We start from the raw sequence: 11831 nt of genomic DNA, 5'->3' as shown, positions 1-11831 counted from the left end.
TCGCCATTCACCTTAGGATTCCTCAATAGTAGTTCAAGTTTTCGGGCGCAGTTCGGCCCGACGCTTACAAACCCTTGACTTAAAGGCGCTTTTTCATTAATATACATAAGGTTTGGAGCAAGTATATCGATTTGGAGGATTTTGATGAAGACTTATTCAGCTAAACCAGCTGACATAAAGCGAGAGTGGCACGTCATAGATGCGACGGGGGTTCCTTTGGGCCGCCTGGCAAGCGAGGTGGCCGTTCTGCTTCGGGGCAAGCACAAACCGATCTTTACCCCGCACATGGATACCGGCGATTACGTCATCGTCATCAATGCCGAAAGGGTCAAACTGACCGGAAACAAGCTCGCGGGCAAGATGTATCATCGTCACACTGGCTATATAGGCAGTCTTAAGAGCGTCAGCTACGAAGTCTTGATGAAGACCAAGCCGGAATTTGTCATCAAGAAGGCCGTTAAGGGCATGATCCCTCACAACAGCCTTGGTCGTGATGTGCTAAAGAAGCTCAAAGTAAAAGCGGGCCCAAATCACGAACATGAGGCGCAGAAGCCTAAACCATATAAGCTCAAGTATGTGGAAGGAGATGTAAGTGTCGGCTAATAAGGTAGTTTACCGGGGAACCGGAAGAAGGAAAGAGTCGGTCGCAAGGGTTAGGCTTGTTCCCGGAAACGGCAATTTCAACGTGAACGGCAAGAGCCTGGAGGACTATTTTGGCAGAAAGACCCTTCTCGTGCTGGCCAAACAGCCCTTCAACGTAACCGGCACGGCCGATAAATTCGATGTCATCGCCAAGATCGACGGCGGGGGAACATCAGGGCAAGCCGGCGCCCTTCGTCACGGTATATCCAGGGCTCTTTTGGATGTCAACGCCGATTTTCGTAAAGACCTAAAGACAACCGGTCTTCTCACCAGAGACCCTAGAGCCAAAGAGCGCAAGAAGTACGGTTTCAAGAAGGCTCGCAAGAGACCACAGTTCTCGAAACGTTAAGATTTTTGTAAACTCACCGTTGATAGTAGAATATTAAGGGCAGTCCATCTTTTTGGGGCTGCCCTTATCTTTTATCTGAGAGGAAGGCCCCTTGAGACTACCGCTTATTTCCATCGATTTGAAGAAGATTGAGGATAACACAAGGCTGGTTGCGGCCAGCTGCCAAAGATGCGGCCTGGGTCTGGTCGGAGTGGTCAAAGGCTGCTTTGGCGATCCTTTGGTTGCCAAGGCGATGGAGGCGGGCGGGGCGAAAATCCTTGCCGACTCGCAAGTCATGAGCCTCATGCGCCTGACCGAAGCGGGGTTTTCTAATCCCTTCATGCTCAAGCAGCCCACAAGGGATGAGACTAAGGGGGCGGTAAAATTTTCTAGCTGCTGCTTTATCTCAGATGGGGCCATCCTACCCGCTCTGGCCAAGGCGGCAAGGCAGGAAAAGAAGGAATGTGGGGTCGCCATCATGGTCGAGACGGGCGGGCTTCGCGAGGGAGTTTTGGCGGCCGGCGCCGCCGAGCTGGCCAAGAAGATTATCGGATTTCAAGGGCTCCGTTTGGCCGGTCTTGCCACCAACCTCTGCCAGCCCGCCGAGGGCGCAAGGGATGGGGGTCAGGAGGGGCCCGGCTTTGAGCCAAGCAAGGCGGGCTTAAATACTCTGGTGGAAACGGCCAAAGAGATTGAGGATAAGCTCGATCTTAAGCTCGACTTCATCTCCGGCGGAAGCTCAAGCCTCTGGGGTTTGATAGAAGCGGGCGGGGCTATGGCCGGTATCAATCAGGTCAGGATTGGCGAGGCCATCCTGCTCGGTCAGGAGACGGCTCGTTTTAAGCCGATAGAGGGAGCCCACCTTGACGCCTTTGCCATCTTCTCTGAGGTGCTGGAAGTCAGCGATAAGAGAAGGGGTGGAACCTGGGTCAAGCAGGCCGTCCTTTCGCTTGGCAAGCAGCACATCGGGGCTGGGATGTTAAAACCCCAATTTATCGGACGAATCTTGCAGATGGGGGCAGATCACTTGGTGGTTGACATAAGCGAAATGGATAAGCTGTCCGCAGGAGACATCCTCAAATTCATCCCCGGCTATTACGCCCTATCTGCCGCCTGCGCCTCGCCCTTGGTGAGTAAGGAGTACCCTAAAAACTAAGAGACTTGGCGGCTGTCAAATATTTTTTATTTCTTATTAAGGTAAAAGAGGGTTGTAAGGGTTTTTAGCTCTCTGGCAAATTTCTCGATTTACGGGCCAGTCAAGGTTATAATGTTAGATTGTTGATTTCAAAGAGGAGAGGTTTATTTATTGGGAAGATATTTTGGCACAGATGGCATAAGAGGAGTCGCTGGAGAAGATCTCTCATATGAACTCGCGCTCAAGGTGGGAAGGGCCGGGGCAGAGGTCCTTTTAAATTCCCCCAACAAGGGAAAGGTAGTTATCGGCAAGGATACCAGGCTCTCTGGCGATATGCTGGAAGAGGCCCTGATCATCGGAATATCCGAAGAGGGAGCGCAGGTCCTAAGGGCGGGAGTCACCACGACGCCGGCCGTCTCGTATCTCACCCAAGATCTGAGAGCGGATTTTGGCGTGGTCATCTCGGCCTCTCATAACCCGGCCGCCTATAACGGCATAAAATTCTTTGGACCATCGGGCATGAAAATAGAGGATGAACTCGAGGAGAGGATCGAGGCCATCTTGGATAGCAAAAAACCCGCAAATGACGAGGGCGCCCGGGTAGGAAGGTGCATCGATCTAAACGAGGCAAATAAGCGATATATAGAGCACGCTTTGAATGGCATTAAGCCCGCAAGCGGTCTCAAGGTGGTTTTGGACTGCGCTAACGGGGCGGCATACGAGATAGCCCCGAACGCTTTCAAAAGGCTTAAAGTTGAACTTATCGCGATAGCTGACCAGCCGGATGGGGGCAACATAAACCTCTCTTGCGGCTCTACTCATCCCGATTCTTTAAGAGAGGCCGTTATCCGGGCGGGAGCCGACGTAGGATTTGCTTACGACGGCGACGCTGACCGCGTTATCGCCGTTGATGAACTGGGCAATGTGATCGATGGCGATTTCATGATGGCCATCTTGGCCTCCCACCTAAAAGAGAAGGGGCTTCTAAAGGGCAGCACCGTCGTAACCACCGTCATGACCAATCTCGGTTTTGATCTGGCCATGAAGGAGCGGGGGATAGAGGTCATCAAGACCGATGTGGGTGACAAATGGGTCCTTCGTGAGATGATGAAGCGCGGGGCTATAATCGGCGGCGAACAGTCCGGCCACATCATTCTCTTAGAAAACAACCCGACCGGCGATGGTCTGATAACCTCTCTTAACCTCTTTAAAGTCATGGCCGAGAGCGGTAAAAAGCTCTCCGAGTTGGCTAAGATAATGACCCGTCTGCCTCAAACCTTAATTAATGTCAGAGTTGAGAGCAAGGATGGATGGGAAAAGAGGGCTTCGATAAAAAAAGCGATAGCCGAGGCTGAAAAGGATCTCGGCTCGATCGGACGAATTCTGGTCCGTCCCTCGGGCACTGAGCCGTTGATTCGGGTCATGGTCGAGAGCGACGACGAGGAGCATGCCAAAGAGGTGGCCGAGGTGGTTGCAGGAGTCATCGAAAGGGAGCTTGGCTGATCTTTTAAGCCTTAAATCGGACTACGGTCTTTAAAGAATCTCAAGATACACCGGGAGGATTACTTAATGTGCGGGATAGTTGGATATGTGGGAGAAAAGGACTCGACCAATATTCTGGTCGGCGGCCTAAAGAAGTTGGAATATCGCGGTTATGACTCGGCTGGACTCGCCATCATGACTGGTAGCAAGATCTCTCTGACCAGAGAAGTTGGGAATCTCTCCCATCTTGAAGGGGCGATAGCCAAAGACTTTCCCCACGGGAAGCTGGGCATCGGTCATACCAGGTGGGCGACGCACGGCCGCCCGACCAAGGAGAACGCTCATCCTCACACTGATTGCAAGGGCAGAATTTCGATGGTCCACAACGGCATCATCGAGAACTTCATAGACCTCAAAGAGGGCCTGATCGAGCGGGGACACGTCTTCAAATCCGAGACCGACACCGAGGTCATCCCCCACTTGATCGAGGAGCTCTACGACGGCGATCTATATGAAGCGGTTAGGTTAGCCATTAAAAAACTGGAAGGCTCCTTCGCCATAGCGGTTATATGTGAAGATCACCCGGGCGAGATCATCATCGCCCGAAAGGACAGCCCCCTCATCGTGGGGCTCGGATCAGGCGAATACTTCATCGCCTCCGATATCCCGGCCGTCTTAAGTCACACCAAGGATATCTATATAATAGGCGATCATGAGATGGCTAAGGTGACCAAGGGCGCGATAACAGTCACCGATTTTGAAGCGAGCCCGATAGAGAAGGAGATAATGAAGGTCGCCTGGGATGAGAAGGCGGCTGAGAGGGGCGGCTTTGAGGACTTCATGCTGAAAGAAATCTTCGAGCAACCGGGGGCGATCAAGGAGACCCTGCGGGGCAAACTTAAAGCCTCCAGTGGCATCTCTCTGGACGATCTCGATTTGAGTAAGAAGGAGCTGGCCGGCTTCAATAAGGTGGTCATCTTGGCCTGCGGCACATCTTATCACGCCGGTCTCATCGCCAAGAAGGCGATAGAGAAGTGGGTAAAGATACCTGTCGAAGTTGATATATCTTCGGAATTTAGATACTCCGACCCCTTTCTGGACAACGGGGCGCTCGTCATCGCCATAACTCAGTCGGGCGAGACGGCCGACACGCTGGCCGGCATCAGGGAGGCTAGACGGAAGGGGGCCAAGGTGATCGGGGTGACCAACGTGCTCGGCAGCACCATAACCAGGGAAGCCGACAGCTCGCTCTATACCCACGCCGGTCCCGAGATTGGGGTGGCCGCAACCAAGACCTTCGTCTGCCAGATAGCCGTACTCTTTGCTTTAGCTCTCTATATGGCCGAGGCCAGAGGGGCTTTAAGCTTGGACGAAATCCTTTCTATCCAGGCGGAAATGGAGAAGATCCCCGTCTGGGTCGAGGAGATATTGGGTGATAAAGGGCACGTAGAAGAGGTGGCTAAGAAGTTTGCCTCCTGTGATGATTTTCTATTTCTGGGCCGGGGGGTCGGCCTTCCAGTCGCCTTAGAAGGAGCTCTCAAGCTGAAGGAGATATCCTATATCCACGCTGAAGGTTATGCGGCCGGCGAAATGAAGCACGGCCCGATCGCCCTGATCGACGAGGGAGTTCCGGTCGTTGTGGTGGCGACGGTGAGCGAAGTCTATGAGAAGACATTAGGCAACGTTCAAGAGGTCAAGGCGCGCGGCGCAGAGGTGATCGCGATCGCCTCCAAAGGCAACGACGAGGTCAAAAAGGTTGTCGATCACGTGTTTTACGTTCCAGAGGCGAGCGAGATAATATCAGCCATCCTTGGGGTCATCCCGCTTCAACTTCTCTCCTATTACATTGCAAAGGCGAGAGGTTGCAACGTTGATCAGCCTCGAAACCTTGCTAAGAGTGTGACCGTGGAATAATTCGCCCCCTTTAGATTAAGAAGGGTTGAGCTTGATATGCTTAGAGGCGTAGGAATAGACATAGTTGAGGTCGCCCGCATCGAGAGAGCCATGACCCGCCACCCTCGCTTCAAGTGGCGGGTCTTCACCGAGGGCGAGATAACCTACTGCGAGGGCAAACCCAACCCCCCCCTCCATTTTGCCGCCCGCTTCTCGGCCAAAGAGGCCATTCTCAAAGCGATCGGTACTGGTTTTAGAGGAGTCAAGTGTACCGATATCGAAATTTGTAGAGACGAATTAGGTCGTCCTTTTGTCGTATTCATTGGTCGCGCTAAAGATAGACTTGAAGAGATTGGAGTCGCCGAGGTCTTAGTCAGCCTATCTTTTACCTCAGACAGCGCCGTGGCCATGGCTGCGGCAATCAAGAAGGGGGATTGACATGAGGGTTGTAACGTCCAGTCAGGCGCAAGAGATAGAAGAGAGGATCGTAAATGAGTCCGAATTGACTCTTTATGATTTGATGGAGATGGCCGGAAGATCTCTCTTCAATGAGATCTCGAGCATGATCGGCGAGAGCGGTCACGTGGTCGTCGTCTGCGGCAAGGGCAACAATGGCGGAGACGGCCTGGTCGCAACCAGGCTTCTCATTGAGGCCGGCTATAAGGTGGACGCCTTCGTTCTGGCCAATGCCCACGCCGAAGAGGTGAAAGAGAGCGATCTTACGAAAGAGGCTGGGGAAGCGCTACGCAATCTCATCAGGGTCGGCGGGGCAAAACCCCTCTCATACGCCGCCCTGGATGATTTCAAGGCCGCCTTGAGCAAGGCCAACGTGGTGATCGATGCCATCTTCGGCGTGGGTCTTAAAGGAAGCATCAAGGCCCTGGCCGAGAGCGTGATCGAGCTGATAAATGCCTCAGGCATAAGAGTTGTCTCAGCCGACGTCCCGTCCGGAATCGATCCAAGCAAGGGCCTTCTGTCCGGTCCCCACATCATGGCGGAGAGGACGGTCAGCTTCCTTGCTCCCAAGCTATCGTCCTATCTCTTTCCGGCCGCCGCTTACTTCGGTAGGATCAGAGTGGACGATTTTGGACTCTCAGCCGAAATGGGCGAAATTTTTAAGATCGGTCTCGCCCAGATTTTTTCCAAAAGCGAGATAAGGGAGCTCCTTCCAACTCATCCCCGCGATGTCCACAAGGCCAGCCGGGGCAGGGTTCTGATAATCGCCGGTTCGCCCGGCATGACGGGAGCCGCCGTTTTGGCAACCCAGGCCGCCCTAAAGTCGGGGGCGGGAACCGTCTACTTGGCCGCTCCAAAGAGCATCTGTGACATACTCTCCGTCAAACTTACCGAAGCAATAATCCTTGCCACGGACGAGACGGCTGAGGGAGGGCTTGCCCCTTCGGCCAAGGATGCTCTGCTCGAAAGGTGCTCATCGGTCGAGACGGTCGCTTTGGGGCCAGGGCTTAGTTTGGATAAGAAGACGGCCTCACTTGTCCAGGCCCTTGTTTCAGAGATCGAAAAACCAATGGTACTGGACGCCGACGGCATAAGCGCCATGGTGGGTAAGCTCAACCTGCTTAAAAAGAGAAAGAGTCCATTGATTTTGACGCCTCACCCCGGCGAAATAGCAAGGCTCTTTTGCCAAGAGCCGGCAATCATTCAAAATGGTCGCCACGGCTGTGTTGCCAGATTTGTCGAAGAGACCGAGAAAGTAGTCCTGCTCAAGGGCCCATTCTCTTTCATAGCCGCACCGGACGCTGTGGCCATAAATCCGACCGGCAACAGGGGGATGGCCACGGCCGGAGCCGGTGACGTCTTGACCGGAATGATCGCAGCCTTCTCAGCTCAAGGGACAAAGCCCTATGAGGCCACCGTTCTTGCGGCCTACATACATGGCCTAGCCGGCGATATAGCGGCAGGCGAATTGACTCAATACTCGCTGAATGCTACCGATATAATCAAGTATTTGCCCAACGCCATAAAAGAGGTATTGAAAGGAGAATAAGATGGAAGATAGAAGAGCTCGCGATATCATGACAAAAGACCCCACCACCATCGATGAAAACCTTTCGGTCAAGGAAGCGGCCGAGATACTTCTCGCAAAGAAGATAGGTGGAGCCCCGGTCGTAAATGCGGCCGGTGAAATGGTCGGCATAATAAGTGAAGGCGATCTCATCATGGCCGATGTAAAGTTGGAGTTCCCAAGCTACATCCATCTTCTGGACGGCTTAATATACCTTGGTGGCTTAAAGAAGTTCGAAGATAATCTCAAAAAAGCGATCGGAGCCAAGGTCAAGGACGTGATGACGGAGAGCGTGATCTCAGCCGAGGCCGATGATAGCGTAATGGACGTCGCAACCAAGATGGTCAAAGAGGACGTAGCAAGGCTGCCCGTACTCGATGGAGGCCGCCTGGCCGGCATCATCACCAAGGCCGACATCATGAAAGACATCGTTAGGGGCGAGTGAGATATCTCATATGGAAGGCAAGATTCGCCCAGCCTATGCTGAGATAGATCTTGGCGCCATAAGGAATAACGTCTCCTCCCTTAAGAGTCGCCTTGGGCCGAATGTTAAGTTCATGGCCGTGGTCAAGGCCGACGCTTACGGCCACGGCGATATCGAGGTATCGATGGCTGCCCTTGAAGGCGGGGCAGACAGGCTCGGAGTCGCCCTGATCGAAGAGGCGGTCAAGCTCAAAAGAGCCTCCATAGCGGCGCCCATCCACATCTTGAGCGACATTCCCCCTTACGCCGCCGAAGAAGCGGTTGAGAATGATCTCGTTCTGACCGTCTCTTTGATCGGGGCGGCAAGGGCCATCTGGGCTGCCGCCGAAAAACTCGGCAAGCGAGCCAAAGTTCACGTCAAGCTCGATACCGGCATGAACAGGATAGGGGTCGATCCCGCCAGGGCCAAGGGGTTTATAGAAGAGTTAAGCGCCCTTTCTGCCCTCGAGATCGAGGGCATCTTCACACATTTCGCCACGGCCGGCGAGGATGACGCCTTCATGGGCGAGCAGCTCAAGAAGTTCGAAGACCTCATAAGAGAGCTTGAGGTGGCGGGAATTACCATTCCCATCAAGCACGCGGCCAACAGCGCGGCCACCATCTTGGAGCCGAAGTCTCACCTCGATATGGTCAGGTGCGGCATCTCCGTCTATGGACTTCATCCGGCCGAATCAACCAAGGGAGTCATAGACCTTAATCCAGCCCTCAGCTTAAAGGCCATGATATCCTCGGTCAAGACGATCGAAGCCGGTGAGGGGGTAAGCTACGGCCTAACCTTCAAGGCGAAGAAGAGGAGCAATATCGCAACCATTCCGCTCGGTTACGCCGATGGCTACTCTAGGAACCTCTCAAACTTGGGCTCGGTCTTGATAGACGGCGAGCGTTTTTCGGTCGCCGGAAACGTCTGCATGGATCAGTTCATGGTCGATATTGAGGAGCGCGATTTCAAAGTGGGGGACGAAGTCGTCCTAATCGGAGCGAGCGGGCCCGAGCGAATAAGCGCAGACGAGATCGCTTCGCTGTTGAGTACGATAAATTATGAGATAGTATGCATGATAAGCGGGCGCATCCCAAGGGTTTACATCGATGGCTGAGCCGTTCTCCTTCGGATCAAGCGGGGGGTTTCGGCTTGGATAATCCTTTGCAATTTAACCCATTAGTCTTTGCTAAAGAGGAGCTTCGCAATTATAATAAAAATTAATAACTTATCGGATGATCGGATGGGAGGGTGTAATGGAGGTCTATAAGGCTATCTATGACAGGCGGAGTGCAAGAAGTTTCGATCCAAAGAAGAATGTCTCAAGCGAAGTGGTAGATAAGATACTGGAGGCGGCCTGCCAAGCGCCATCGGCGGGAGACATACAGCCTTGGCGATTCTTTGTGGTCCGTGATCAGACGACCAAGGATCGTTTGGCGGCCAAAGCCCTCAATCAGAAATTCATCTCAGAGGCCCCAGTTGTCATCGTTGTCTGTGCCGACGTCGAGATATCCGGAGAGGCTTATGGAGATCGGGGACGGACCCTCTTTGCCATCCAGGATGCCGCTTGCGCGACCCAGAACATTCTGCTTGCGGCGAATTCGGAAGGGCTTGGAAGCTGCTGGGTCGGCTCGTTCTATGAGGATGATATCAGGAGGATACTCAATATTGAGCTCCACGTAAGACCGATGACCATAGTCCCAATAGGCTACGTGCCGAAGGGGGGCAAAAAACCATCCCGCATGGCGCACGAAGCGGTGGTAACCTATATCGATTGATTTTTACGGTTTTTAAGGAGTCCGATAATTGGCCGATAACTTAAGTGAGCTCTATGAAGAGATCAAGGACTGCATGGAGTGTCCATTGGGTAAAACCAGAACTAACTTGGTCTTCGGCTACGGAAGTGAGAAGGCAGACCTCGTCTTCGTCGGGGAGGCTCCCGGTCGAAATGAAGATATTCAAGGCCGACCCTTCGTGGGCGCAGCCGGAAAACTGTTAGATAAGCTGCTTAACACGATCGGACTCAGGCGCGAAGATGTCTATATCGCAAATGTCTTAAAATGTCGTCCGCCCGACAATCGCGACCCCCTTCCCAAAGAGATAGAGCGCTGCAAAAAATATCTCTTTGAACAGATAAGGATAATTTCGCCCAAAGTGATTTGCGCGCTCGGCCGCTTCTCGGCCGAGCTTCTGCTTGAAGAGCCCGTTTCCATCTCAAAGATGCATGGCCGCATCTTCACGAAGGACGGCCAAAAGATATTTCCCATATACCATCCGGCCGCCGCCCTTTATCAACCCAACAACCTCTCTGCCCTCCAAGCCGACTTCTTCACGCTGAAATCGATCATATCGCCCAAAACAAAAGATAGCCCGGCTAAAACTGAAGTGATAGCCCAAAAAGATGAGGCCGAAGGATCCAGTGAAGCCGAGCAGATGATGCTATTTTGAGGGTGAAAAGCGCTGAATAGTCCCGTCAACTCCTATCTTATAACGGTCGCCTCCAAAGAAGAGATGAGATCCCTCGGCCTGGCCCTGGCCTCTCTTCTCAAGGGCGGCGAGGTAATCAGCTTGACCGGCGATCTTGGAGCAGGCAAGACTCGTTTCACCAAGGCCATCGCCGAGGGGCTCGGCATCAAGGCCAATATAACCAGTCCGACTTTCACTCTGATCAAGGAGTATAAGAATCAAACCGGTCCCGAACTCTACCACTTTGATGCCTATCGCCTCTCCTCCTTCAATGATATGTATTACTTGGGTTACGAGGAGTATTTCTTCGGCGACAGGGTGACCGTTGTCGAGTGGGGAGATAAGGTGGCCGCCCTCTTGCCCGCCGAGCACTTGGAGATAAAATTTGAGCGGACCGCAAGGAAGGGTGAGAGGTTGATAACCATAAATCCATACGGGGAGAGGTTCACCCGGCTCGCCTCGGATTGGCTAAGCTCATACGGAGATATCCGATGCTGATCCTTGGCTTTGACACCTCAACCGATAATTGCACGGTCGCATTGAGCCAGGGTGATGAGCTCCTTCTGGAAGAGAGCTTGGATGCTCCAAGAGAACATATGCGCATCCTTCTCCCCCTAATCGACTCCATGCTCGCTCGGTGCGAACTCGATATTCTGGATGTGGAGGCGATAGCCGTTGGCCTCGGACCGGGCTCCTTTACGGGTCTTCGAATCGGGGTCTCGGTCGCCAAAGGTCTTGCCATCGGTCTTGGCTTGGGCATCGTCGGAGTCTCCAGCTTAGACATCATCGCGGCCGGTATAGATCCCTTTCAGGGTCTCATTCTGGTTGCCACCGACGCCAAGCGAAAAGAGATATATACTGCCCTTTACGCGAATACGAGCGGGCACTTGAAGCGATTGAGTGAATACGAGGCAGTCTCCCCCGATGACCTACTGAGCCGGGTTCAAGGGGCCAAAGAGGCGAGTGATATCCTAATCGCGGGCGACGCCCTTAAGCCCTATGGTCACCTATTTGAGGGCTTGAGCGGCGTGGGGATCTCCCCAAAAGAGAAGTGGCCACCTAAAGCCGGCAATTTAAATAGGCTCACTCATATACGCATCAGAGAGGGGAGCGTCCAGGACCCCTTAACCATCTCTCCGATATACGTGCGCATACCGATTGCCGAGGAGGCGCAAAAGAGGGGTTGATGAGGCGATGGAGCAGCTTGAAGGGTTATCTATCGAAGAGATGAGACTAGGCGACTTGAGCTCGGTGATGGAGGTCGAAGTGGAGACCTTCCAGAGCCCCTGGCCGGGCGGCCTCTTCGAAAAGCAGCTCTCTCTGGGTGGCCTCATCTCTTACGTTGTTGCAAGGCTTGGCGGCAAGATCATCGGATACGGCGGCGCTGCCCTGCAGGGCAGCG

Annotated in this window: 14 protein-coding genes; all 14 read left to right on the top strand. The window is 53.4% G+C overall.

Annotated elements, in window-relative coordinates:
• Positions 1 to 144 precede the first annotated feature (144 nt).
• Positions 145 to 603, top strand: a complete 459-nt coding sequence (rplM, locus tag QMD53_06205) for a 50S ribosomal protein L13 (GenBank protein MDI6800237.1) — start codon at positions 145 to 147, stop codon at positions 601 to 603.
• Positions 593 to 991 (top strand): 30S ribosomal protein S9, encoded by a 399-nt coding sequence (gene rpsI / locus QMD53_06200; protein ID MDI6800236.1) that lies wholly within the window; start codon positions 593 to 595, stop codon positions 989 to 991. The genes rplM and rpsI overlap by 11 nt, the downstream gene beginning before the upstream one ends.
• A 91-nt stretch (positions 992 to 1082) precedes the next feature.
• The gene (locus tag QMD53_06195) at positions 1083 to 2126 is read left to right on the top strand and encodes an alanine racemase (GenBank protein ID MDI6800235.1); all 1044 of its coding nucleotides are present in this window, start codon (positions 1083 to 1085) and stop codon (positions 2124 to 2126) included.
• 150 nt (positions 2127 to 2276) lie between these two features.
• Positions 2277 to 3608 carry a phosphoglucosamine mutase gene (glmM, locus tag QMD53_06190; protein ID MDI6800234.1) on the top strand — a complete coding sequence of 444 codons (1332 nt, stop codon included), beginning with the start codon at positions 2277 to 2279 and terminating at the stop codon, positions 3606 to 3608.
• Between the two features lie 66 nt (positions 3609 to 3674).
• Positions 3675 to 5501 carry a glutamine--fructose-6-phosphate transaminase (isomerizing) gene (glmS, locus tag QMD53_06185; protein ID MDI6800233.1) on the top strand — a complete coding sequence of 609 codons (1827 nt, stop codon included), beginning with the start codon at positions 3675 to 3677 and terminating at the stop codon, positions 5499 to 5501.
• A gap of 36 nt (positions 5502 to 5537) precedes the next feature.
• On the top strand, positions 5538 to 5918 hold the full coding sequence (gene acpS, locus QMD53_06180; GenBank protein MDI6800232.1) for a holo-ACP synthase: 381 nt from the start codon (positions 5538 to 5540) through the stop codon (positions 5916 to 5918).
• Between the two features lies 1 nt (position 5919).
• Positions 5920 to 7485 (top strand): NAD(P)H-hydrate dehydratase, encoded by a 1566-nt coding sequence (locus QMD53_06175; protein ID MDI6800231.1) that lies wholly within the window; start codon positions 5920 to 5922, stop codon positions 7483 to 7485.
• Between the two features lies 1 nt (position 7486).
• Positions 7487 to 7948, top strand: coding sequence for a CBS domain-containing protein (locus tag QMD53_06170; GenBank protein ID MDI6800230.1), 462 nt, complete (start codon positions 7487 to 7489; stop codon positions 7946 to 7948).
• Between the two features lie 10 nt (positions 7949 to 7958).
• Positions 7959 to 9080, top strand: coding sequence for an alanine racemase (alr, locus tag QMD53_06165; protein MDI6800229.1), 1122 nt, complete (start codon positions 7959 to 7961; stop codon positions 9078 to 9080).
• 139 nt (positions 9081 to 9219) lie between these two features.
• Positions 9220 to 9741, top strand: a complete 522-nt coding sequence (locus QMD53_06160) for a nitroreductase family protein (GenBank protein ID MDI6800228.1) — start codon at positions 9220 to 9222, stop codon at positions 9739 to 9741.
• 28 nt (positions 9742 to 9769) lie between these two features.
• Positions 9770 to 10411 carry a uracil-DNA glycosylase gene (locus tag QMD53_06155; protein ID MDI6800227.1) on the top strand — a complete coding sequence of 214 codons (642 nt, stop codon included), beginning with the start codon at positions 9770 to 9772 and terminating at the stop codon, positions 10409 to 10411.
• Between the two features lie 39 nt (positions 10412 to 10450).
• A complete protein-coding gene (gene tsaE, locus QMD53_06150; GenBank protein ID MDI6800226.1) occupies positions 10451 to 10927 on the top strand; it encodes a tRNA (adenosine(37)-N6)-threonylcarbamoyltransferase complex ATPase subunit type 1 TsaE in 477 nt (158 codons plus the stop codon).
• Positions 10921 to 11616, top strand: a complete 696-nt coding sequence (gene tsaB, locus QMD53_06145) for a tRNA (adenosine(37)-N6)-threonylcarbamoyltransferase complex dimerization subunit type 1 TsaB (protein ID MDI6800225.1) — start codon at positions 10921 to 10923, stop codon at positions 11614 to 11616. Before tsaE ends, tsaB begins: the two co-directional genes overlap by 7 nt.
• 7 nt (positions 11617 to 11623) lie before the next feature.
• Positions 11624 to 11831: ribosomal-protein-alanine N-acetyltransferase RimI (locus QMD53_06140; protein MDI6800224.1), on the top strand; the 208-nt coding region annotated here is incomplete at its 3' end.

It is taken from the genome of Actinomycetota bacterium (assembly GCA_030017835.1).
Lineage (GTDB): Bacteria > Actinomycetota > Aquicultoria > UBA3085 > Oleimmundimicrobiaceae > Yes70-04.
The sequence above is the reverse complement of the archived record's forward strand: the minus strand, read 5'-3'. Positions and strand labels throughout refer to the sequence as shown.

Coding starts and splice junctions, on each gene's coding strand:
- QMD53_06170 (MDI6800230.1), top strand. CDS start 7,487: ATGGAAGATAGAAGAGCTCGCGATATCATGACAAAAGACCCCACCACC.
- alr (MDI6800229.1), top strand. CDS start 7,959: ATGGAAGGCAAGATTCGCCCAGCCTATGCTGAGATAGATCTTGGCGCC.
- tsaB (MDI6800225.1), top strand. CDS start 10,921: ATGCTGATCCTTGGCTTTGACACCTCAACCGATAATTGCACGGTCGCA.
- glmS (MDI6800233.1), top strand. CDS start 3,675: ATGTGCGGGATAGTTGGATATGTGGGAGAAAAGGACTCGACCAATATT.
- acpS (MDI6800232.1), top strand. CDS start 5,538: ATGCTTAGAGGCGTAGGAATAGACATAGTTGAGGTCGCCCGCATCGAG.
- QMD53_06175 (MDI6800231.1), top strand. CDS start 5,920: ATGAGGGTTGTAACGTCCAGTCAGGCGCAAGAGATAGAAGAGAGGATC.
- QMD53_06160 (MDI6800228.1), top strand. CDS start 9,220: ATGGAGGTCTATAAGGCTATCTATGACAGGCGGAGTGCAAGAAGTTTC.
- rplM (MDI6800237.1), top strand. CDS start 145: ATGAAGACTTATTCAGCTAAACCAGCTGACATAAAGCGAGAGTGGCAC.